The sequence below is a fragment of the Streptomyces sp. NPDC048392 genome (assembly GCF_043200575.1).
Lineage (GTDB): Bacteria > Actinomycetota > Actinomycetes > Streptomycetales > Streptomycetaceae > Streptomyces.
Window position 1 is genome coordinate 1 of sequence record NZ_JBICYB010000039.1, and the last position, 21,288, is coordinate 21,288.

Below are 21,288 nucleotides of genomic sequence, written 5' to 3' on the forward strand. Positions count from 1 at the left end.
CCCGTCGAATACGAAGCCAACTACTACACCGAACTCACGAAACCCCAGGTCATCACCACAATCTGAGATCTCTACCGAACCCGGGGCGGTTCACCCAGCCCATCCTCGACCGTGTTGCAGGCTGCCTTGTTCTGCAATACGGGCAACGAACCGACCGACTGGTCAAGCTCACCACCGACCACGTCCGGGTCCACCCGGAAGAACCCGGCGTCCTCGGGCTCCAGCTCGGTCGAGATCCCCTCTGGCTGCGACCCCGGCTGTCGGCACTGCTACAGCAGCTGATCAACGAGAGACGCCCGCTGGCGGCGCCGCTCAGGACACGGGAGACGCCCTTCCTCTTCCCCGGACTTCGCCCCGACCAGCCCATGCACTCCAGCACTCTGCAGAAACGGCTGAAGCGCCTGGGCGTCCCCAGTGTCAGCAAGGCCCGCAACGGCGCCTGGCTTGCCCTGGTCGGTGCCGTTCACTGGAAGATGCTCGCCGACATTCTCGGCTCTGCCGACGGCACAGCACACACCTGGCACACCTTCAACGGGGGAGACCGGGCCAGCTACGTTGCCAGTCGTCTCAAAGCGGCCCAGGCAATGACGGGTCCTGAGTAGCTGCGGCATTTTCGTTGCTGTTGGAATCCGGGGGAGGCACCATCCTGCGTATGCAACCCAACCAGATAGAAGAGTTCGACAAGCTGGCCATTTCCGGCTTGGAGGCGCTAACCGGGCTGCTGGACAGCGGAGTCACCGCCTGTGCACCCGCTCCCGACCGACTTCGACGGCACGCGCGAGGGCACCAAGTAGACCGTCCAACACCGTACAGAGATCCACTCTGTGCTCTCCTGCGGCATCTGTGAGCGGTATGGGTTCCACGGAAACGTGAGACACGTCGTTCCCCCTGATCCTTGAGGCGTTGAGACCCACGTCGGATCGGACCGGGGAACGGCGTGTCTCTCTTCCGTGGGCGGAACGCGCCCTCGCGGACGGAACGCGCCCCGGCGGGCGAGGGACGGCCGGACGGCGACGATCCTGGTGCGCGGTCGCTCCTCACGGAGTCGAGGATGCCGCGGTGAGGGTGAGGCCGGGGGCGGCGGTCATCTCCAGGCCCCCCTCGTCACCCGGGCGGCCGCCCACCGGCCCCGCCGCGCCACCCCACCGGAGCGTGCCCCTGAAGGCCCGCCGACCCCGGACGGCGCCCTGCTCGCCGCCGCCGTACAGACAGTGCGGACCGGCGACCGGGCCGCCACCGCGAGACCTCGGCGTCGCGGGCTGACAGAAGGCCCCGCCCGAGGACGGCGCTCAGCCTCCTTCGAGCTCTTGGCGCACGGTGGCGGCGATGCGGGTGAGTGCGGCCTCGAGGTGGCGGCGCTGAGCGGCGCTGAGCGGGTCGAACACGAGCCGCTTCACCTGCGCGACGTGTTCCGGCGCGCTCTCGACGAGCTTCTGCCGGCCGGCGTCGGTCAGGGCGGCGAGGGTGTATCGGCCGTCGCTGGGGTCGGGCCGGCGGGCGACCCAGTCGCGGGCTTCGAAGCGGTCCATCACCTTCGACAGGCGGGGCTGGGTGCTGTTGCAGACCCGGGCCAGATCGCTGAGGCGCATGGTGGCCTCGTCGGCCATGGACAGCTGGGCCAGAACCCCGTACTCGAAGTTGGAGATGCCCGCTTCTCGCTGCAACTGGCGGTCGAGGGCCGCCGGGAGGGCGATGACGACCGTGAGCAGCGCCTGCCACAGGTCCTGCTGGTCGTCGTCGAGCCAGGGTGACTGGGTATCCATGAGCCCCATCATACTTGCCCGGGCAACTCGTATCACTTGCATGGGCAACTCTTGGTGGGCTACCTTCTGACTTGCCTAAGCAAGTCAAAGTACTTGCTAAGGCAAGTGAAGGAGACGATTCCGATGACCACCACGAGCAGCCTGGCCTCCCCGAACGACCTGACTTCCGCCTTCCCGTCGGGAACACCGGCCGCGGCGTACGACGACCTCCTTGCCCGGGTCCTGCCACAGGCGCGCGAGCAACGGGTGTGGAACCCCTCCGACGGCCCCCTGCCCAGCCTCTTCGTCAGCCACGGGGCGCCGTTCACCCTCGACGATCCACAGTGGCTCGGCGACCTCTTCGACTGGGCCCGGTCGATGCCCAAGCCTCGGGCCGTCGTCGCCATCTCGGCCCACTGGGAACGGGCACCGGTCGCGATATCCGCAGCCGCGGCCGACACCCCGCTCCACTACGACTTCAGCGGCTTCCACCCCCGCTACAAGACCCTTCCCTACGCGACCCCGGACGCCACCGACCTCGCTCGGCGACTCACCGGCCTGCTGGGCCGAACGCCCGTGCACGAGTTCGCCGGCCGCGGCCTCGACCACGGCGCCTTCATCCCGCTCATGGCTATGTACCCCGCGGCCGACGTCCCGGTCGTACAGCTGTCGATGCCGAGCCTCGACCCCGGCGCCCTGCTCGATCTCGGGACGCGCCTGCGGCCCCTGCGCGAAGAAGGCGTCCTCGTTCTCGGTTCCGGCTTCATGACGCACAGCTTCAGCGTCTTCCGCCGGCCGGAACTCGCCGCCGACACCACGGCCTTCGACGAATGGGCCGTTGACGCCCTCGCCCGGGGCGATGTCGACGCCCTCGCCGACTACCGCGACAAGGCCCCCGGCGCCGCGGTCGCCCATCCGACGGCCGACCACTTCGTCCCGCTGCTGCTCACAGTCGGCGCCGCCGATGACCCCGGCAGCGCCGTGAGCGCCATCGACCGCATGGTGATGGGCAACTCCACCCGGTCGGTTCAGCTGACCTGAGCGCCTCGACGCGCTCCGCCTTCCCGTCCGATCGCCTCATCCCTGGCGACGTCATCGATACACCCTGGAGGAAAGTGCCATGAAGGCAATACGTTTCCACGAGTTCGGCAGCAGCGAGGTCCTGCGCTACGAGGACGTCGACCGCCCGGTCCCCGGCACCGGGCAGGTGCTGGTGCGGGTGGCGGCCACGTCGTTCAACCCGGTCGACGACCACATCCGCGCCGGTTTCCTGGCCGAGATGATCCCGATCACTCTCCCGTACGTACCGGGGATCGACCTGGCGGGCACCGTCGCCGAACTCGGCACGGACGTGGCCGGCGTGGAGGTCGGCGACCGGGTCGTGGCGATGCTGCCCCTGGACTCCGCCGGCGGCGCCGCCGAGTACGCGCTCGTCCCGGCTAAGTCCCTGGCCCCGGCGCCCCGGACGACCGAACTGGTCGACGCCGCGGCGCTGCCGCTGACCGGCCTGGCGGCCTGGCAGACGGCGTTCGAGCTCGCCGAGCTGAAGTCCGGTCAGACCGTCCTGGTCAACGGGGCGGGGGGCGCGGTCGGCAGCCTCGTGGTGCAGCTCGCCGTCGACGCGGGAGCGCACGTGACCGCGGTGGACGGGCCGCAGCACGCCGACCGCCTTCGGGGCTACGGCGCGGACCGGGTCGTCGGCCCGCTCGACCCTGCAGCGGGCCCAGCCGCCGTGGGCGGTCCGTTCCAGGTCGTGGTGAACCATGTGCGCCTCTCCCCGGAGGAGCTCGCGCAGTTGACGAAGTACGTCGCCGACGGCGGGGTCGCCGCCAGCACGGCCGGCCCGGTTCCCGAGGACCCCGCCCGGGGAGTGCGCAGCGCGAGCCTGTGGGTCCGCAGCGACGGAGCCCAGTTGACCGAGCTGGTCGCCAAGGTGGATGCCGGCAAGCTGCGGGTCCACGTCGCCGCCCACCGCCCGGTGGCCGAGCTGGCCGCCGTGCATGAGGACGCCGGCGCCGGTCGGCTGTCCGGCAAGACGGTCGTGCTCGCTCCCTGACCGCACCCGACCGGACCGCCCGCCGTCCGCTCTCCCGCCGTCGGGCCGCCTGGTGGTTCAACGGCGGCAGCACCCGCGACCCGGGGGGCACCGGCGAGGCCACGCGGCAGGCCCCGTACTCGCCCCCGCCGCTGCTGTTCACGCACGTCGCCCTGGACGCCGAAGCGGACGCTGTCGGTCGATTCGGGGCCGTGCGCGACGCCGGCTCCCACGACCTGGTCTGAGGTCGTGGGAGCCGGCGTTGTCGTTCGGGGAGGGCGCGAGAAACCGGCATCCACGCCTCCCGACTGCCCACCGGCTCCGAACCTGGCGGGGCGGAGCCGCCGAGGTACGCAGAGCCGGGGAGAGCCCAGCACGCGAGAACCCGATGGGGCCGGTGCTGATCATGAGGGGGATGGCCCTCGTGTCGTGCCCTCCCAGGCTGAACCGACGAAGCGGGAGGTCTCACCCAAGGCTGACAGAGAGGGGTGGGCCACCTTCAGTGGCTCGTCCAGGACGGCGATGATGCCGTGGAGCCAATGAACAGGGCATTTCAGTACACGCATGGCGGCCTTCGAAGGGCTGCGGACGCAGCCGGATACCAGTACGACACGGGGGCCGCTGACGCCGTTCGAGACGCCGACATCCCAGGGAACCCAACCAACGAGTTCGACCTCATGAAGAAGCTGCTTGACCGGCTTGGCGGCGGGCTGCTTGAGTCCTGACTCAGCGAAACACAGCTCTCACACGCCACCCTCACGGCAACGGGGTGCTTCTGAGAAGAGTCGGACGACGACATACGGCTGTTCCTCACCCCGACATACAACATTGAGGGGGATCCCATGAAGGCATCACCCTACGTCGCCTTCTTTTTCCTCTACCTCGGAGTGGTTGCCTTCAACGCCTTGATGGTCGGCTCACCGTGGACAGACGACCTCAGGGCCATCGGCGACGCGGCTGGTCTGACCGGAGCTGTCTGACCCGCTGAACGCAGCGCTTCCGATCTTCGTAGCAATCCTGAGGGCCTGTGGGCGCAGGACCCCCGAGTCGCTGACCAAGGAAAGTCACTCTCAGTGTTCCGGCGCGAGAGTATTTGGCGGTATCGAGTATTGCCTGCCACCAGCAGTCCCGCGGTGTCTGGTTCCGGCTCGCCGCTCCGCGCGACGCGGTCGAACGCGTGCTGCGGCTGGTGGGGGTCGACGCGCTGATTCCCTGCTACCCGAGCACCGGACAGGCCCTGGCCGCCTGAAGCGGTCAGAGCAGCGGCAGGCGCGCGTACACCGTCTTCCCCGCCTCGTGCGGTTTGGTGATGACCTCGCCGCACAGCCGCGTCACGATCTCCAGGCCGTGGCGGCCGACCCGCAGCGGATCGCGGGGCAGGAACGTGGGAAAGCCCTCCCCCGTGTCCGACACCGCGATCTCCACGTGGTCGCCCACCAGCGTCAGCTCCAGCCGGCAGGGGCCGGGCGCGTGTCGCAGCGCGTTCGTCACCAGTTCGCTCGCGACCAGACGGGCGGCGTCCAGGAAGGTGTCCGCCAGGTCCACGCCCTTCTCGGCGAGTCGTGCGACGAAGCCGTGCACGACGTCCCTGGAGGCGGGGATCATCGCCGATCCGCCCCTGAACTCCACCACCGCGGACACGACGGAGGCATCCGCGGTATCGGGTCCGTGTGCCGGAGTCATGCCGAGCCTCACCGTCCGGTCCGGGGCCGAGTCGAGGGAGCGAAGGTCCCGGCTCTCACGATACGCACCAGGAGGCTTTCCACGATTCCTTTGCCCCAACTTCCGCCGGGCGCGCCGTTCTCCGCACGGGACCGGACCGACCGCGCCGGAAACGGCGCCGTCCCGGTCGGTGCGGGACAGGGACGGCGCCGAACGTGGTCGTACGGACCGGGGGTCAGGAGGCGGTGCAGGTGCCGACCGAGGGGGCGGCGTCGCTGCCGTTCTTCGCCACGGTGAACCCGAAACCGGTCGACGCGCCGGCCGACAGCGCGCCGTTCCAACTCGGCCGCACCGTCACGACGTTGCCGTTCCGGGTCGGCGTGCCGTTCCAGAGGGACAGGACGGACTGCTGCGCGGGCAGAGTGACCGTCACGGTCCAGGAGCTGATCGGCTCACTGCCCGCGGTGATGGTGACCTGGCCGTTGTAGCCGCTGCTCCATTCCGCGGTCCTGGTGTACGTGGCCGTGCAGCTCGCGGTGCCGTCCCCCGGGTCACCGGGGTCGCCGGGGTCGCCCGGGTCGCCGGAGCCGCCGAGGGCGGACAGGACGGCGCCATAGGCCGGTTTCTCGTTGTAGCCGCCGTCGAACAGCAGCGGGGTGCCGCTGCCGCGCCACGAGTACTTGTCGGTGACACCCCAGACGGTGAGGCCGGCGCAGCGGTCCACCGCGAGGCAGGCCTCGACGACCTTGGTGTAGTCGGCCGCCTGGGCCGAGCCGGAGCCCTCGATGTCGAGCTCCGTGATCTGCACGTCGACGCCCAGGTCGGCGAAGCGCTGGAGGTTCTGCCGGTAGTCGGACGGGACCGGGGAGGCGCTGTTGAAGTGGGACTGGAAACCGACACAGTCGATGGGCACGCCGCGGGACTTGAAGTCCTTGACCATGTTGTAGACGGCGTTGCTTTTCGCGTTCACGCCGTCGGTGTTGTAGTCGTTGTAGCAGAGCCTGGCGGCCGGGTCGGCGGCGCGGGCGGTGCGGAACGCCTCCTCGATGAAGCCGTCGCCGAGCCTGTCCTGGAAGGGCGAGCTGCGCCGGGCGCCGCTTCCACCGTCCTGGAACGCCTCGTTGACGACGTCCCAGCTGTGGATCTCTCCCTTGTAGTGGCCCATCAGGCCGTTGATGTGGCTGTTCATCGCGGTGCGCAGGTCGGAGGCGCCCAGGGAGCCGACCCAGGAGGGCAGTTGGGAGTGCCAGACGAGGGTGTGGCCGCGCACGTCCATGCCCCGGCTCTGCGCGTGGTCCACGATCCGGTCGGCGGCGCCGAAGGAGAAGTTGCCGCGGCTGGGCTCGGTGGCGTCCCACTTCATCTCGTTCTCGGGCGTCACCGAGCCGAACTCGCGGTCCAGCGTGGAGACGTAGTCGGCCTCGCCGAGGTGGCTCGCCGCGACGGCGGTCCCGAAGTAGCGGCCCTGGCCGGCCGCCGCGGACCCGAGCGTGTCGGCGGCCTCGGCCGAGTGGGCCGCGGCCGTCAGCGCGGCCGCGGCCGCGAAACCCGCGGTGGCCGCTCTCGACAGGCGCCTTAAGGTCATGTTCATGTCATCCCGTTCCTTGAATCGGTGTGCGGGGCCGTTCGGAAGGGCGGAGATCGCCGGGCACCGTCGATAGCCGCCGAGTACGGCCGGGGAGCGTTCGAAAGTTTCGGCACTCTTTCCGAATGTCGCGGAGGAGGTTACGGACTCCCGTCCGCGAGGTCAACGGCCCCGTCGCGGTCACCCGTGCGGCCCCACCGCGTGCGCGACCCGGGGGTGGTGGCGCATTCTTGCTGTGTCGCCCGCGCGGCGGCGCACGGACGAGGTGGGGCCGATGAGTACGGGCGCCGAGAATGCCGAGAACACCGCCCGGATGCCCGGACGGCTGACGGCGCTGCTCATCGACGCGTCCACCCGGGCGATCGGCGCGGCCGGCGGCCATGTGGGCGGCGTCTACCTGCGCTCCCCCACCCCCGGCCTGCTGCGGCTGGCCGTCCTCGCCGGGCTGCCCGGCCCGCTGTTCCGCCCCTGGTGGCGCCTGCACGCCGAAAGCCCGTTTCCGGTCGCCGACGCCTACCGGCTGGGCGTGCGCGTGGTGCTGCCCAACGCCACCGAGACCATGCGCCGGTACCCGCAGTTCGCGGCCGGCCTGCCCTTCCCCTTCGGGTCCCTGTACGTGCCCGTCGCCGGGGCGAGCGAGACGTACGGCGTCCTGACCGTGCTGCGCCCCCCGGCCCCGGACGCTGCCGAGGTGCTGGAGGGCGCGGACCGGATGGCCGGGCTGGCGCAGGACCTGGGCGCGGCCCTGGAGCGGCTCGACGCCGACCCCGGCGCCTCGCCGGTCGCCTGGGAGGGCGAACCGCTGTGCGTGCGGCCGCCCGCCTCGGGGCGGCTTCCGCGGCGCGCCGGAGGTTTCGGCTGGGATCCAACCACCGGCGCCGTCACGCTCGACGGGCCGCTGTGCGCCCTGCTCGGCCTCACGGCCGGCCTCGCCGGAAGAGGCGCGACGGAGGAGACGCTCACCGGCGCCCTCGCCCCCGCCGACGGACAGCGGGTCGCCGCGGCCCTGCGGGACACGGCCGCGGGCAGGCCGCCGCAGCTGCCCCTGTACGTGCGTACCGCGGACGGTGCGCTGCGCCTGGTGGAGCTGTGGCGACCGCCTTCCGCACCACCCGGGGGCGGCCCGGTGCGGGGCGCCGTGCGCGACCCGTTCACCGGCACGGTGGCCGACGCCGCGGCCGACCTGCTGCCGGAGGGCGTCTTCTGTGTGGACCGGCTCGGCACGGTCGTCTACGCCAACCCGCGCGCCGCCCGGCTGCTGGGCCGGCCACGGGCGGGGCTGCTCGGCCGTTCCCTGTGGGAGGCCGTGCCCTGGCTGGGCCAGGCCGCCTACGAGGACCATCTCCGCGGCGCGCTGTTCTCCCCCGAGCCGGTCCGCTTCCACGTCCGGCGGCCGCCCGGAGACACCCGCGGCACGGCACCGCGGCCGTACGAGGGTGACTGGCTCGCCGTCTGCGTGTACCCGGGGCCGGATTTCCTGACGGTCACGCTCCGCCCGGCCAACCGGGTGGCCGAGTCGTCCGCCGGTCTCACGCCCGGGGACGGCACGCCCGGCCACGGAGGGCCCCGGCCCGCCGCGGCCGAGCACGGCGGGCCCGAGACCGCGTCCGAGGCGGACGGTCCCGCGCCGCCGATCGCCACGACGGCACCGGAGTACCGCCCCATCGTGCTGGCCGTGGCCCTGACCGAGGCCGTCACCGCCCGCCAGGTGTCCGCCGTGGTCGTACGGGAGCTGCTGTCGGCGTTCGGCGGCCGCCGGCTCGCCATCTACCTGCTCCAGGACCGCCACCTGCATCTGGCCTGGGAGACGGGCTTCCCACCCGGCTTCCTCGCACCCTTCGAGGGGGTGCCGCTGGACGCCCGGCTGCCCGGGGTCGAGACGCTGACCAGCGGCCGGCCGCTCTTCTTCGACTCGATGCAGGCACTCGCCGACGCCTACCCGGGCATCCCGCTGGACGCCACCGAGGGCGCCCGCGCGTTCCTGCCGCTGATCGCCTCCGGGCGCCCGGTCGGCTCCTGCATCCTGGGCTTCGAACGTTCCCGGGGCTTCAGCACCGAGGAGCGCACGGTGCTCACCGCCCTGGCCGGACTCATCGCGCACGCCATGGAGAAGGCCCGGCGCTACGAGTCCGAGACCGCACTCGCCCGCGGGCTGCAGGAGGTGCTGCTGCCCCGGCGGCTGCCCGCGCACCCCCTGCTGGAGACCGCGGGACGCTATCTGCCCGGGACCCAGGGCATGGACGTGGGCGGGGACTGGTACGACGTGGTGGCCTCCGGGGACGGCATGGCCCTGGTCATCGGGGACGTGCAGGGACACGGTGTGCAGGCCGCGGCCACCATGGGGCAGCTGCGCAGCGCCGTGCGCGCCTTCGCCCTCGGCGACCGTCCGCCCGACGAGGTGCTGAGCGGTGTGAACCACCTGCTGGCCGACCTGGACCCGGGCCTGTTCGCGAGCTGCTGCTACATCCGGCTCGACCCGGCCACCGGACAGGCCCGCGCGGCCCGCGCGGGACACCCGCCACCGCTGCTGCGCCACCCGGACGGACGCACCGAGACCCTCGACCTGCCCGGCGGGATGGTGCTCGGGGTGGAGCCCGGCGCGCCCTATCCGCTGGCCGAGTTCCGGGTCGAGCCCGGTGCCGTCCTCGCCCTCTACACGGACGGTCTCGTGGAGCGGCCCGGCACCGACATCGACGACGGCATCACCGCCCTGCGGCTGGCCCTGGCCAGGGAGGGCGCACCCGCCGCGCGGCCGGGAAGCCGCTCGCTGGCGGGCGTCGCGGACCGGCTCATCGTGACCGCCCGCCACACAACGGACCGCCCCGACGACATCGCCCTGCTGCTCGCCACCCGCCGCGCACGCCCCGGGAACCCCCGGTGAGAGCGCCCGAGCGGCCCGGACCGGCCTGCCGCTCCGTCACGGGGGGCGGCCCTCGCCTCCTGGGGCCCGGCAGTGTAGACATGGGCACATGGTCCGACTGATGGGTCGATCGGGAGAACGGTCACCCCGTCGTCCCGGCGGCCCGCACGCCCGACACCGGCAGGACGCGGACCGGTCACGGCGGGGAGCGGACGCGGGGCGGCACGCCTCGGCGCTGCGCTGGGCGCTGTCCGGGCGCAGCGTGGCCGGTCAGGTCTTCGTCATGAACGTGGTCATCGTGCTGCTGCTCGTGGTGGCCGCGGCGGTCTCGCTGGTGCTGCAGGTGCGGCACGACAGCACGGTGGAGGCCCGCAACCGGTCCGTCTCCGTGGCCGCGACGTTCGCCAACTCCCCCGGCATCCGTGAGGCGCTGCGCAGTCCCGACCCCACGGCGGTGCTCCAGCCCCGGGCCGAGGCGGTGCGCAAGGCCACGGGCGTCGACTTCGTGGTCGTCACCAATGCCGACGGCATCCGCTACACCCATCCCAAGACGGATCGCATCGGCAAGAAGTTCGTCGGCAACATCGCCCCCGCGCAGGCGGGGAAGACGGTGACCGAGGAGATCGACGGGACCATCGGTCCGCTGGTGCAGGCCATCGTGCCCGTCGAGGCACCCGACGGCACGGTCGTGGGCCTGGTGTCGGCCGGCATCACGACGGAGAACGTGGGCGGTGTCGCCGACCGGCAGCTGCCGCTCGTGCTGAGCGCGGCGGCCGTCGGGCTGGCCCTGGCGACGGGGGGCACGGCCCTCGTGAGCCGTCGGCTGCTGCGGCAGACGCACGGCCTGGGTCCCCACGAGATGACCCGGATGTACGAACATCACGACGCGGTCCTGCACAGCGTCCGCGAAGCCGTGCTCATCGTCGGCGCGGAGGGCCGGCTGCTGCTCGCCAACGACGAGGCGCGGCGCCTGCTCGCCCTGCCCGCCGACGCCGAGGGCCGGCACGTCGGCGACCTCGGGCTGCCGTCCGACACGGCGGAGCTGCTGGCTTCCGGCCAGGCCGCCACCGACGAGGTGCGCCTGGTCAAGGACCGGTTGCTGGCGATCAACCAACGGCCCACGGACGTGCGGGGCGGTCCGGCCGGCAGCGTCGCCACGCTCCGTGACTCCACCGAGCTGCGGGCGCTGTCCGGCCGGGCCGAGACCGCGCGCGAGCGCCTGGACATCCTGTACGCCGCCGGCGTGGGCATCGGGACCAGCCTGGACGTCACCCGCACCGCCGAGGAGCTGGGCGAGCTGGCCGTGCCCCGGTTCGCGGACTACGTCTGCGTGGACCTGTTCGACACCGTGCTGGCCGGCGGCCAGCCGGACGGCGCGACGCCGCTGCGCCGTACGGCGCTCAGCGGCATCAGCGAGGAGGTCCTGCTCTACCCGGTGGGCCGCCGGATCCGCTACGTGGACTCCTCCCCGCAGGGCCGCGCCCTGCACACCGGCCGGCCCGTCCTGGAGCCCCGCCTCGGCGAGGCCCCGGGCTGGCGGGCACAGGACTTCGAACGCTCCGCGCAGGTGGTGGAGTACGGCGTCCACTCGCTGATCACCGTTCCGCTGCGCGCGGGCACCCTGGTGCTCGGCGTGGTCAGCTTCTGGCGTTCGGTCAAGCCCGAGCCGTTCGACTTGGACGAGCTGGCCCTCGCCGAGGAACTGGTCGCGCGGGCCGCGGTCTCGATCGACAACGCGCGCCGCTACACCCGCGAGCACAGCATGGCGGTGACCCTCCAGCGCAGTCTGCTGCCCCGTCGGATGCCCGAGCAGAACGCCCTGGACGTCGCCTACCGTTACCTGCCCGCGCAGGCGGGGGTCGGCGGGGACTGGTTCGACGTGCTGCCCCTGTCCGGGGCGCGGGTCGCGCTCGTGGTCGGCGACGTCGTCGGGCACGGGCTGCACGCCGCGGCCACCATGGGGCGGCTGCGGACGGCGGTGCACAACTTCACCGCCCTCGACCTGCCGCCCGACGAACTGCTCGGGCTCCTCGACGAGCTGGTCGGCCGCATCGACCAGGACGAGGCGGCCGACGACAGCGCCGCCCCGGTCACCGGCGCGACCTGCCTGTACGCCATCTACGACCCGGTCTCCAGCACCTGTGTGATCGCCCGGGCGGGCCACCCGCCGCCCGCCCTGATCCGGCCCGACGGCACCGTGGAGTTCCCCGAGGTGCCCGCCGGTCCTCCGCTGGGCCTGGGCGGACTCCCGTTCGAGATGACCGAACTGCGGCTGGCGGAGGGCAGCCGGCTCGTGCTCTACACCGACGGGCTGGTCGAGGACCGCGAGCACGACATCGACGTCGGCCTGGAACAGCTGCGCCGGGCTCTGGAGAGCGCCGGCGAGTCGCCCGAGGAGACCTGCCGCACCGTCCTGGACGCCCGGCTCCCGGACCGGCCGGGCGACGACATCGCCCTGCTGGTCGCCCGCGCCCGCGCCCTCGGCCCCGACCAGGTCGCCGAGTGGGAGGTCCCGAACGATCCGGCGGCGGTCGCCGAGGTGCGTTCACAGGTCACCCGGCGACTGGACGAGTGGGGGCTGGACGAGCTGGCCTTCACCACGGAGCTGATCCTGAGCGAGCTGGTCACCAACGCGATCCGCTACGGCGGCGAGACCGTCCACGTCCGGGTGCTGCGCGACCGCAGCCTGATCTGCGAGGTGTTCGACAGCAGCAGCACCTCGCCCCATCTGCGTTACGCGGCCATGACGGACGAGGGCGGGCGCGGGCTGTTCCTGGTCGCGCAGCTCGCCGAGCGCTGGGGCACCCGCTACACGCCGGCCGGCAAGGTCATCTGGGCGGAGCAGCCGGTGTCCTGACGGACGCGAGGGGCGCGGTGGCCCCCGGTCCGTACCAATTGCGCGCGTGGAGGGTGCCCGGTACGCCGATTGTCTGGTAGGAAACTTTCCTATCAGTGCCCGGCACTCCCGACCCCCCACCACACCCTGGAGATTCCGTGAGGCACCCGTTCCCCGACCCGGCGCGCCCCCCAGGCACCTCGCGCCGTACCGTGCTCGCCATGGCATGCGCGTCCCTGGCGGCAGTCCCCCTCTTCACCCCCTCGCGGGCCGCGGCGACACCCGCGCGCGCGGCGGGGCTCGACGACCCGGCGAAGAAGGAGATCGCCATGCAACTGGTGTCGAGCGCGGAGAACTCCTCGCTCGACTGGAAGGCGCAGTACCGGTACATCGAGGACATCGGTGACGGCCGCGGCTACACCGCGGGCATCGTCGGCTTCTGCTCCGGCACCGGCGACATGCTCGGCCTGGTGGAGCTGTACGCCGACCGCAGTCCCGGCAACGTGCTCGCGCCCTACCTGCCGGCGCTGCGCCGGGTGGACGGCTCCGACTCGCACGAGGGCCTCGACCCCGGCTTCCCTGACGACTGGCGGCGGGCCGCGGGCGACCCGGAGTTCCGCCGGGCACAGGACGACGAACGCGACCGGGTCTACTTCGGCCCGGCCGTACGGCGGGGCAAGGAGGACGGGCTGCGCACGCTGGGGCAGTTCGCGTACTACGACGCGATCGTCATGCACGGCGACGGCGGCGACCGCCTGAGCTTCGGCAGCATCCGTCGGCGTGCCCTCGGCCGGGCCCTGCCGCCGGCCCGGGGCGGCGACGAGGTCGCCTACCTGCACGCCTTCCTCGACGAGCGGGTGTGGGCCATGAGGCAGGAGGAGGCACACAGCGACACCAGCCGGGTCGACACCGCGCAGCGCGTCTTCCTGAACGAGGGCAACCTGGACCTCGAACCACCGCTGGACTGGCACGTGTACGGGGACGGCTACCACATCGGCTGACCCCCGCGGCCTCGGTGAGGCCATCGGCCTCCGACCGGGGCCACCGGGCACGACGCGGGCCGCGGAGCCGGCCGTACGCCGGGTGCCGCGGCCCGTGTGCCGCCGGATCCGTTCCGGTGTCAGTGCCGGAACGCGTCCTTGCCCTTCTCCTTGGCCTGCCGGGCGTCACCCTTGGACTGCTCGGTGCGGCCCTCCGCCGTCATCCGCTCGTTGCCGACGGCCCGGCCGGCCGCTTCCTTGGCCTTCCCCTTGGCCTGCTCCGTCTTGGCCTTCGACTTCTCATTGCCGGCCACAGTGTTCACCTCTCGGCGTTCGCTCGCGATTGCCAGGTCCTGCCCTTGCGGGTCGCCCGGCCCGGCGGAGGCAAACCTGCGGACGGCCGACAGGGGTGCCGGGGGGCCGCCCGGGTACGAGCACGGACAGAACAGCAAGTTCGTCGTCGACTCGGAGGAACGTCATGGCCGGAGTACTGAACCGGATCAAGCAGTTCGCACGCAGCCCCCAGGGCCGTCGGGCGACCGAGCAGGTGCGCCGGGCGGCCGCGGACCCGCGCCGTCGCGCGCAGGCGCAGAAGATGCTGCGCAGGTTCGGCAAGCGCCGCTGAGGGCGTCCGAAGAGCGGCGGCGGGGAGCGGGTCAGTGCTGACCGGCGTGCGTGTGGCTGTGGGACGCTTCCGGCGGGCGGTGCCGGTCGCCGCCGGAGCGGTCCCGCCACCAGTCGCGGACCGCGACGGTCAGCGCGCACAGCATGGCGGCGACACCGGTGCCCACCGACAGGGCCACCGCCTCGTGGTAGTCGTCGTGGGTGGCGTTCAGCGTCAGGTAGAAGAGCCCCGGCAGTGCGGCGGTGCCCACGGCGCCGCCCAGCCGCTGCCCCGTCTGCAGGGCGCCCCCGGCGGCGCCCGCCATCCGCACCGGGACGTCGCGGAGGGTCATCGTGATGTTCGGGGAGATCACACAGCCGCTGCCGAGCCCGCCGAGCAGCAGGGCCGGGGCGGCGAGCCAGGCGGCCAGGCCGGCGGGCGCGAGCCAGAGCAGCAGCGCGGTCGTGCCCAGACCCACCATGACGGCGACCAGCCCCCAGACCGTCAGAAGCCGGCCCAGCCGTTCCACCAGCCGGCCCGCCACGGCCGCGGCGACGGCCGATCCGACGGCGAACGGGGTCACCGCCAGGCCGGACACGAGGGGCGAGTAGCCCAGCCCGTTCTGGAAGAAGAGCGCGAAGACGAGCCACACACCGCTGAACCCGACGAAGTACAGGGCGGCCAGCCCCGCTCCGGTGGCGTAGCCGCGGGTCTCGGTGAGCAGGCCCGGTTCCAGGAGCGGCTGACCGCCTCGGCGGGCGACGCGGCGCTCCCACCGCGCGAAGGCGACCAGGACCAGCGCCCCCGCCGGGAACAGCCACCACGCCCGGGTCAGGCCGCCGCCCTCGGCGAGGACCAGCGGCAGCATCAGCGCCAGGATGCCCGCGCCGAGGAGCGCCACTCCGACGGGGTCGAGCCGTCCCCGGCCGCCGGGCGCCACCCGGGGCAGCAGGCGGAAGCCGAGGAGGAGCGCGAGCGCGCCGACCGGCACGTTGACGTAGAAGATCCACCGCCAGCCCGTGGGACCGGCCAGCGCCAGGATCAGTCCCCCGGCCACCGGGCCCACGGCGCTGGAGATCCCGACGGTGGCACCGAAGAGTCCGAACGCGCGCCCGCGCTCCGCACCCCGGAACAGCTGCTGGATCAGTGCCGAGTTCTGCGGCGCGATGCTGCCCGCGGCGACCCCCTGGGCGAGCCGGGCGGCCACCAGCAGTTCGATGCCGGGCGCGGCTCCCGCCGCGGCGCTGCAGAGCACGAAGGCGGCCAGGGCGGCGAGGAAGACGCGGCGCCTGCCGAACGCGTCGCCGATCCGGCCCGCGGTCACCAGGGTCAGGGCGAACGCGAGGGCGTAACCGGAGACGACCCACTGCACGGCCGCCGGTGAGGTGTGCAGTCCCCGCTGCATGGAAGGCAGGGCCACCGCGACGATCGTCACGTCCAGCAGGGTCATGAAACCGGCGACCAGGGTCACCCACAGAGCCCGCCACCGGTTGGGGTCCAGGCCGTCGTCCGGACGTTGCACTCGGGCTCCCCTCGTGAGACGGACGCGTCGTCGCGTCCCACGCCTGCGTCACCCGTGACCGGGGCTTCAAACCCGCGCCCCGGCCCCCGCCCGGCCCGCGGTGCCGGTCCGCGGGCCCGCCCCGGGCCCGCCGGAGCCCGAGCGGACCCCGAAACCGGACCGCGAGATCCCATAAGGCATCCTTATGACCTCATAGAGCGGACCCGCGTACCGACTTAGGCTTGCCTTAGCTTAGGCTTCCCCGAGAGTCGATCTGTCACCGCTCGAAGGGAACCCCACCATGCCCCGCCCTCTGCGGGTGGCCATCGTCGGATCCGGCCCCGCCGGGATCTACGCCGCCGACGCCCTGCTGAAGTCCGAGGTGGCCGCCGAACCCGGTGTGTCCATAGACATCTTCGAGCGCATGCCCGCCCCGTTCGGACTCATCCGTTACGGCGTCGCGCCCGACCACCCGCGGATCAAGGGCATCATCACGGCCCTGCACCAGGTGCTCGACAAGCCGCAGATCCGCCTCTTCGGCAACGTCGGCTACCCGACCGACGTCAGCCTGGACGACCTGCGCGCCTTCTACGACGGCGTGATCTTCGCCACCGGCGCGACGGCCGACCGCGATCTGTCGATTCCCGGCATCGGCCTCGACGGCTCGTACGGCGCGGCCGACTTCGTCGCCTGGTACGACGGCCATCCCGACTTCCCGCGCACCTGGCCGCTGGAGGCGGAGAGGGTCGCCGTCCTCGGTGTCGGCAACGTCGCCCTGGACATCGCGCGCGTCCTCGCCAAGACCGCGGACGAGCTGCTGCCGACCGAGATCCCGCCGAACGTCTACGAGGGCCTGAAGGCCAACAAGGCGCTGGAGGTACACGTCTTCGGCCGTCGCGGACCCGCGCAGGCGAAGTTCAGCCCGATGGAGCTGCGGGAGCTGGACCACTCCCCCAACATCGAGGTCGTCGTCGACCCCGAGGACATCGACTACGACGAGAGCTCGATCGCCACTCGGCGCGGCAACAAGCAGGCCGACATGGTCGCCAAGACCCTGGAGAACTGGGCGATCCGCGACGTCGGCGACCGGCCGCACAAGCTGTTCCTGCACTTCTTCGAGTCGCCCTCGGAGATTCTCGGCGAGGACGGCAAGGTCGTCGGTCTGCGCACCGAGCGCACCGAGCTGGACGGCACGGGCAACGTCAGGGGCACCGGCGAGTTCAAGGACTGGGACGTCCAGGCCGTCTACCGGGCCGTCGGCTACCTGTCCGACCAGCTCCCCAAGCTGCCCTGGGACATCGACTCCGGCACCGTCCCGGACGTGGGCGGCCGGGTCGTCCAGGAGTCCGGCGAGCACCTGGACTCGACGTACGTCACCGGCTGGATCCGGCGCGGTCCGGTCGGTCTGATCGGCCACACCAAGGGCGACGCCAACGAGACGGTGTCCAACCTGCTGGACGACTACGCTAACGGCCGTCTCCAGACGCCCGCCTCGCCCGCTCCGGAGGCCGTGGACGCCTTCCTCGCCGAGCGGAACGTCCGCTTCACCACCTGGGACGGCTGGTACCGCCTCGACGCCGCGGAGAAGGCTCTGGGCGAGCCGCAGGGGCGTGAGCGCGTGAAGTACGTCGAGCGCGAGGACATGCTCCGGGAGAGCGGCGCCTGAGCCCCGGTGGCCGGCGCCCGGCGTCCTCTCGCGAGGGCGCCGGGCGGCCCTCTCGGTGACGGACGGGTCTCAGCCGAGTCCGTAGGCGAACCGGACCGGGGGCGGCCGCGACGGCCGGGCCCGGCGGGGAGGTGTCCCGCCGGGCCCGCGACGGGTGAACGTGCGGTCGGCGTCAGACCTCCAGTTCGTTCTCGATCCGGCGCAGCTGGTGGCGGGCCATCGCCAGGTTGGCGCGGCTCGCGTCGAGCACCAGGTAGAGGAACAGCCCGTTGCCGCCGCGGCCCTTGAGCAGGCGGATCATGTGGTACTGGGTGTTCAGGGTGATGAGGATGTCCTCGATCTCCTCCTTCAGACCGAGGTGCTCCATCGTGCGCAGCTTGGACCGCACGACGTCGGTGTTGCCGGCGGCGGCGACCTCCAGGTTGAAGTCCTTGCCGCCGCCCAGGGTGCCGAGGGCCATCCCGCTGGTGTAGTCGACCAGCGCGGCGGCGGTCGCTCCGTCGATGGAGCTGAGGCATTCCTTGAGCGAGGTCTCCAGGTTGGCCATGGTGGTTTCCCTTCCGGACGTGATCGGTGCGCGATCGGTGGGTCAGGTGGGCCGGCGGTGGCCGCCGACCTGGGGGGCTGGTGGGTGTGCGGGCCGTTGCGGGGTGCGCACCGGCAGGGTGCCGATGGGCCGGGCCGTGTCCGCGGGGAGCGTCGCGACGTGTTCCGCGGCCGGGGGACGACCGCGGGCCTGTCCGGCACGGGTGGCGACCAGCTCCCCGATCCGCGCGCCGCTGCGCCGCCCCTCCAGATGCAGCCGGCCCACGTTGACCCGGCCGTCGGCGAGCAGGGTGAGCACCGCGGCCGGACCGGCGGCGTAGGTGGCGACGTAACCGTCGTCCCCGCGCAGGAGCAGTTCGCGGAACCCGCCACGCGCGGTGGCTTCGGCCATGCGGTGCGCCACGCCGAGGGCGGCGGCGGTCAGCGCGGCGAGGCCTTCTGGTTCGGTGCCGGGCGCGTCGTGGGCCAGGACGAGCCCGTCCACGGTGGCGGCGAGCGACCCGGTCAGCTGGGGCACGCGGTTGCGCAGTCGGTGCAGTTCGTCCAGGACGTCGCTCTCGACGGCCATGAGCAGTCTCCTTTCGTCGCGTCGGCGGCGCGCGCGCATCACAGGGCCTCCAAGGCGTCGCGAAGCCGTCGCAGCAGGGCCGTGTCGGGGTCGTCCCACACCACCGTGCGCGGTTGCGGGCCCGCTGGGAGGGGCGGCGCCGGGGGTGGCGCGGCACGGACGAGGCCGTCGGCGGCCAGGCGGCGCAGTTCGACGAGGGTGTGGTAGGTGCGGCAGGCGAGCGCCGAGGCGATCTCCGCGGCGGTGCGGACGCCGTCGACCTGCGTGAGGGTGCGGCCGCGCCGCACGGGCAGGTCGGCGGTGTCGGTGCCCGGCACCCGGGCCAGGGGGACGGTGTCGATGGCGGGGTCGGGCCAGATGCGGTCCAGCAGGGCCCGCCGTCGCCCGGACTCCCGTACGACGGCGTCCACCGGCACGGCCCTGACCGCGCCGAGCCAGTGCACGGCGCCGGGCCGAAAGCGCCGCGCGCGCGTGTCGTGGGCGAGGACGAAGTAGGCGGCGTCGAACAGCGCGCCCAGGTGGCAGACCTCCAGCGCGCCGGCGGTGAGCCGGCCGCTGTCCACGAGCCGGTGGCCGACCCGGTGCTGTGTTCCGCCCCGGTCGACCGCCTCCCACCAGCCGTCCGGGGGGACGGCACCGCTGCGGGTGAGCAGCGCGCCGAGGTCGGGGGTGAAGGCCGACTCCGCGTGCACGACACGGCCGGCGGAGAGGTAGACGATGCCGCGCTCGCCCGACAGGGCACCGGTCGCCCCTTCGGCCGCGAGGGCGGCGAGGGCGTCCGACGTCGTCTCGCACGTGGTCCAGGTGGTTGTCACCCTGGTCACCCGAGCACCAGACGATCCGCCATCTCGGCCAGCCGGATGCGGGCCAGGGCGAGGTTTCCGTCGTTGCGGTCCAGCCACAGGTGGAGGAAGACGGTGCTGTCGAACGGGGTGCTGACGAACCTGAGCAGGTGGTAGGCGTCGCCGGTGGTGGCGATCAGGTCCTCCACCGGCGGCTCCTTCCCGGGCCCGACGGCGGCTCCCGGGACGCCGCCCGCCGTCAGGGAGCCGCTCTCCGCGACGTGCCGGCCCAGCTCCGCCGTCTCGGCGGCCGTCGCCTCCCAGTCGCCGCCCGGGGCCTCACCGACGGTGCCGAGGGCGAGCCCGCTGATCCAGTCGACCAGCGACGCGCCCCGCGCGCCGGGCAGTCGCATGGCTTCCAGCAGACTCTCGTCGATTCCGGGCACGCCGGATCCCCTCCCCTGCACGGCTGTACCGCGAACGTGACGCCGAGACTACGGAAAGTGCACGCATCCGGTGAGCGCTTTGGCATTTTCCAGGGGAACGTGCGCGCGCTGCGGCATACTGCGGCATTTCGGCCGCTCCAGGGGTCGTGGTGCGGGCCCGGTGCGAGGCCGTGACGACGGGCGGCGCGGGCGGGACCGCCCCGGCGCGGACGGTGGGCGTGCCTGCCCGCGCGGTCCATGGTGAGGACGGCGCGCCGCCCGGACCAGGGGTGGGACGGCCCCGCCTCGGGTGCCCGGCGCACACGCTGCCCGCATCACGCGCACGGGGCAGGCTTGCATACGCCGAGACGGGCAACCCGCAGGGCATGGCGCGACTGCACCTCCCCCATCGCGGGAAGCACACGAAGGACGATCCGGCGGACAAGGCGGCGGACAGGCCGGCGGACGAGGCGACGGACAAGGCGGCGGACAGGCCGGCGGACGAGGGCTACGGTCCCGACGCCGCCACTGAGGAAGCCGCTCCGGACTCCCCCACCGAGCTGCCCGGACGCTCCTGGTCCGCGCTGGCGCGGCGCGTGATCGCGGAGTTCAGGGACGACGAGCTGACCGACCGCGCCGCCGCCCTGACCTACTACGGGATCCTGTCGCTGTTCCCGGCCCTGCTGGTGCTGGTCTCGCTGCTCGGCATCGTCGGGCAGTCCGCCACCCAGGAGATCCTGGACAACCTGCAGAATCTCGCGCCCGGTTCCGCGCGGGACGTGATCACGAACGCCGTGGAGCAACTGCAGGCCAAGGCGGGCCTGGGCTCCGTGCTGGCGGTGGTCGGTCTGGTGGGCGCCGTCTGGTCGGCGTCCGGTTACGTGGCCGCGTTCATCCGCGCCGCCAACGCGGTCTACGACGTCCCCGAGGGACGCCCGGTGTGGAAGGTGCTGCCGCTGCGGGTGGCCCTGACCGTGGTGCTGCTCGTGCTCGCGGTGGTCAGCGCGCTCATCGTCGTGTTCACCGGAGGTCTGGCCCAGCAGGCCGGCACCGCGCTCGGGGTCGGCGACACCGGGCTGACGGTGTGGTCGTTCGCCAAGTGGCCGGTGCTGGTCGTGCTCGTCACGTTCATGATCGCGATCCTGTACTGGGCCACTCCGAACGCCCGGCTCAAGGGCTTCAGGTGGATCTCGCCCGGCAGCGTGGTGGCGTTGCTGATCTGGCTGGCCGCCTCCGCCGGGTTCGCGTTCTACGTGGCCAACTTCGGGTCGTACAACAAGACGTACGGCACCCTGGCCGGTGTCATCGTCTTCCTGGTGTGGCTGTGGGTCACGAACCTGGCCATCCTGCTCGGTCTGGAGTTCGACGCCGAGCTGGCCCGGCAGCGGGTCATCGACGGCGGCCACCCGCCCGACGACGAACCGTACGTCGAGCCGCGCGACACCCGGGCCTGGAACGACGCGGACCGACGGCGCGCGGCTCAGGACGAGTGACGC

At 72.6% G+C, this 21,288-nt stretch carries 20 protein-coding genes and 1 pseudogene; 12 read left to right on the plus strand and 9 right to left on the minus strand.

Features of this window, described 5'->3' with window-relative positions; translation table 11 throughout:
- Positions 1–602: pseudogene (locus ACGFYH_RS32065) on the plus strand (hypothetical protein); the annotation flags it as partial.
- A 687-nt stretch (positions 603–1,289) separates the two neighbouring features.
- Here ACGFYH_RS32065 and ACGFYH_RS32070 read toward each other — a convergent pair.
- Positions 1,290–1,763 (minus strand): MarR family winged helix-turn-helix transcriptional regulator, encoded by a 474-nt coding sequence (locus ACGFYH_RS32070; protein ID WP_393806682.1) that lies wholly within the window; start codon positions 1,761–1,763, stop codon positions 1,290–1,292.
- Positions 1,764–1,886: 123 nt separating this feature from the next.
- On the opposite strand from ACGFYH_RS32070, the gene ACGFYH_RS32075 reads away from it, so the two are divergent.
- The 5 genes from ACGFYH_RS32075 (at position 1,887) to ACGFYH_RS32095 (ending at position 5,026) form a co-directional block, all read left to right on the plus strand.
- Positions 1,887–2,783, plus strand: a complete 897-nt coding sequence (locus ACGFYH_RS32075; protein ID WP_393806683.1) for a DODA-type extradiol aromatic ring-opening family dioxygenase — start codon at positions 1,887–1,889, stop codon at positions 2,781–2,783.
- Between the two features lie 79 nt (positions 2,784–2,862).
- A complete protein-coding gene (locus tag ACGFYH_RS32080) occupies positions 2,863–3,798 on the plus strand; it encodes an NADP-dependent oxidoreductase (protein WP_393806684.1) in 936 nt (311 codons plus the stop codon).
- Positions 3,799–4,265: 467 nt separating this feature from the next.
- A complete protein-coding gene (locus tag ACGFYH_RS32085; protein ID WP_393806685.1) occupies positions 4,266–4,502 on the plus strand; it encodes a hypothetical protein in 237 nt (78 codons plus the stop codon).
- A gap of 117 nt (positions 4,503–4,619) precedes the next feature.
- Positions 4,620–4,757: a hypothetical protein gene (locus ACGFYH_RS32090; RefSeq protein ID WP_393806686.1), complete on the plus strand. Its 138-nt coding sequence runs from the start codon at positions 4,620–4,622 to the stop codon at positions 4,755–4,757.
- Positions 4,758–4,870: 113 nt separating this feature from the next.
- Complete coding sequence (locus ACGFYH_RS32095) at positions 4,871–5,026, plus strand: hypothetical protein (RefSeq protein ID WP_393806687.1); 156 nt, start codon at positions 4,871–4,873, stop codon at positions 5,024–5,026.
- A 5-nt stretch (positions 5,027–5,031) separates the two neighbouring features.
- Here the strand turns inward: ACGFYH_RS32095 and ACGFYH_RS32100 are convergent, their stop codons facing one another.
- Together ACGFYH_RS32100 and ACGFYH_RS32105 are read right to left on the minus strand one after the other, a co-directional pair.
- A complete protein-coding gene (locus ACGFYH_RS32100; protein ID WP_393806688.1) occupies positions 5,032–5,460 on the minus strand; it encodes an ATP-binding protein in 429 nt (142 codons plus the stop codon).
- Positions 5,461–5,674: 214 nt separating this feature from the next.
- Positions 5,675–7,030, minus strand: coding sequence for an endo-1,4-beta-xylanase (locus ACGFYH_RS32105; RefSeq protein ID WP_393806689.1), 1,356 nt, complete (start codon positions 7,028–7,030; stop codon positions 5,675–5,677).
- A 268-nt stretch (positions 7,031–7,298) separates the two neighbouring features.
- Between ACGFYH_RS32105 and ACGFYH_RS32110 the strand changes: the two genes are divergently transcribed.
- From ACGFYH_RS32110 to ACGFYH_RS32120, 3 genes are all read left to right on the plus strand, one after another.
- Positions 7,299–9,905 (plus strand): SpoIIE family protein phosphatase, encoded by a 2,607-nt coding sequence (locus tag ACGFYH_RS32110; protein ID WP_393806690.1) that lies wholly within the window; start codon positions 7,299–7,301, stop codon positions 9,903–9,905.
- 100 nt (positions 9,906–10,005) lie between these two features.
- The gene (locus ACGFYH_RS32115) at positions 10,006–12,741 is read left to right on the plus strand and encodes a SpoIIE family protein phosphatase (protein WP_393806691.1); all 2,736 of its coding nucleotides are present in this window, start codon (positions 10,006–10,008) and stop codon (positions 12,739–12,741) included.
- 137 nt (positions 12,742–12,878) lie between these two features.
- Entirely contained in the window at positions 12,879–13,721 is an 843-nt protein-coding gene (locus ACGFYH_RS32120; RefSeq protein ID WP_393806692.1) for a chitosanase, read from the plus strand.
- Between the two features lie 119 nt (positions 13,722–13,840).
- Here ACGFYH_RS32120 and ACGFYH_RS32125 read toward each other — a convergent pair whose 3' ends face one another.
- Positions 13,841–14,014 carry a CsbD family protein gene (locus ACGFYH_RS32125; protein ID WP_393806693.1) on the minus strand — a complete coding sequence of 58 codons (174 nt, stop codon included), beginning with the start codon at positions 14,012–14,014 and terminating at the stop codon, positions 13,841–13,843.
- A gap of 164 nt (positions 14,015–14,178) precedes the next feature.
- Here ACGFYH_RS32125 and ACGFYH_RS32130 point away from each other — a divergent pair, with 164 nt between their 5' ends.
- Positions 14,179–14,325 carry a hypothetical protein gene (locus tag ACGFYH_RS32130; protein WP_393806694.1) on the plus strand — a complete coding sequence of 49 codons (147 nt, stop codon included), beginning with the start codon at positions 14,179–14,181 and terminating at the stop codon, positions 14,323–14,325.
- A gap of 31 nt (positions 14,326–14,356) precedes the next feature.
- On the opposite strand, the gene ACGFYH_RS32135 is transcribed toward ACGFYH_RS32130, so the two are convergent.
- Positions 14,357–15,826: an MFS transporter gene (locus ACGFYH_RS32135; protein ID WP_393806695.1), complete on the minus strand. Its 1,470-nt coding sequence runs from the start codon at positions 15,824–15,826 to the stop codon at positions 14,357–14,359.
- Positions 15,827–16,106: 280 nt separating this feature from the next.
- Between ACGFYH_RS32135 and ACGFYH_RS32140 the strand changes: the two genes are divergently transcribed.
- Positions 16,107–17,471, plus strand: a complete 1,365-nt coding sequence (locus tag ACGFYH_RS32140) for an FAD-dependent oxidoreductase (RefSeq protein WP_393806696.1) — start codon at positions 16,107–16,109, stop codon at positions 17,469–17,471.
- A gap of 172 nt (positions 17,472–17,643) precedes the next feature.
- On the opposite strand, the gene ACGFYH_RS32145 is transcribed toward ACGFYH_RS32140, so the two are convergent.
- Genes ACGFYH_RS32145 through ACGFYH_RS32160 form a run of 4 tightly spaced genes read right to left on the minus strand, consistent with a single transcriptional unit; the run spans position 17,644 to position 19,813 of the window.
- Positions 17,644–18,018, minus strand: coding sequence for a hypothetical protein (locus tag ACGFYH_RS32145; RefSeq protein ID WP_351401801.1), 375 nt, complete (start codon positions 18,016–18,018; stop codon positions 17,644–17,646).
- 42 nt (positions 18,019–18,060) lie between these two features.
- Positions 18,061–18,585 (minus strand): roadblock/LC7 domain-containing protein, encoded by a 525-nt coding sequence (locus ACGFYH_RS32150; protein WP_393806697.1) that lies wholly within the window; start codon positions 18,583–18,585, stop codon positions 18,061–18,063.
- 38 nt (positions 18,586–18,623) lie between these two features.
- A complete protein-coding gene (locus ACGFYH_RS32155; RefSeq protein ID WP_393806698.1) occupies positions 18,624–19,409 on the minus strand; it encodes a hypothetical protein in 786 nt (261 codons plus the stop codon).
- Complete coding sequence (locus ACGFYH_RS32160; protein WP_393806699.1) at positions 19,406–19,813, minus strand: hypothetical protein; 408 nt, start codon at positions 19,811–19,813, stop codon at positions 19,406–19,408. Before ACGFYH_RS32160 ends, ACGFYH_RS32155 begins: the two co-directional genes overlap by 4 nt.
- A gap of 365 nt (positions 19,814–20,178) precedes the next feature.
- Between ACGFYH_RS32160 and ACGFYH_RS32165 the strand changes: the two genes are divergently transcribed.
- On the plus strand, positions 20,179–21,285 hold the full coding sequence (locus ACGFYH_RS32165) for a YihY/virulence factor BrkB family protein (RefSeq protein WP_393806700.1): 1,107 nt from the start codon (positions 20,179–20,181) through the stop codon (positions 21,283–21,285).
- Positions 21,286–21,288: the final 3 nt, after the last annotated feature.

Excerpts from the sequence above, each read along its gene's own strand:
- ACGFYH_RS32105 (WP_393806689.1), bottom strand. The coding sequence starts at position 7,030 with ATGAACATGACCTTAAGGCGCCTGTCGAGAGCGGCCACCGCGGGTTTC.
- ACGFYH_RS32090 (WP_393806686.1), top strand. The coding sequence starts at position 4,620 with ATGAAGGCATCACCCTACGTCGCCTTCTTTTTCCTCTACCTCGGAGTG.
- ACGFYH_RS32130 (WP_393806694.1), top strand. The coding sequence starts at position 14,179 with ATGGCCGGAGTACTGAACCGGATCAAGCAGTTCGCACGCAGCCCCCAG.
- ACGFYH_RS32110 (WP_393806690.1), top strand. The coding sequence starts at position 7,299 with ATGAGTACGGGCGCCGAGAATGCCGAGAACACCGCCCGGATGCCCGGA.
- ACGFYH_RS32070 (WP_393806682.1), bottom strand. The coding sequence starts at position 1,763 with ATGGATACCCAGTCACCCTGGCTCGACGACGACCAGCAGGACCTGTGG.
- ACGFYH_RS32075 (WP_393806683.1), top strand. The coding sequence starts at position 1,887 with ATGACCACCACGAGCAGCCTGGCCTCCCCGAACGACCTGACTTCCGCC.
- ACGFYH_RS32100 (WP_393806688.1), bottom strand. The coding sequence starts at position 5,460 with ATGACTCCGGCACACGGACCCGATACCGCGGATGCCTCCGTCGTGTCC.
- ACGFYH_RS32115 (WP_393806691.1), top strand. The coding sequence starts at position 10,006 with ATGGGTCGATCGGGAGAACGGTCACCCCGTCGTCCCGGCGGCCCGCAC.
- ACGFYH_RS32080 (WP_393806684.1), top strand. The coding sequence starts at position 2,863 with ATGAAGGCAATACGTTTCCACGAGTTCGGCAGCAGCGAGGTCCTGCGC.
- ACGFYH_RS32165 (WP_393806700.1), top strand. The coding sequence starts at position 20,179 with ATGGCGCGACTGCACCTCCCCCATCGCGGGAAGCACACGAAGGACGAT.
- ACGFYH_RS32150 (WP_393806697.1), bottom strand. The coding sequence starts at position 18,585 with ATGGCCGTCGAGAGCGACGTCCTGGACGAACTGCACCGACTGCGCAAC.
- ACGFYH_RS32145 (WP_351401801.1), bottom strand. The coding sequence starts at position 18,018 with ATGGCCAACCTGGAGACCTCGCTCAAGGAATGCCTCAGCTCCATCGAC.
- ACGFYH_RS32140 (WP_393806696.1), top strand. The coding sequence starts at position 16,107 with ATGCCCCGCCCTCTGCGGGTGGCCATCGTCGGATCCGGCCCCGCCGGG.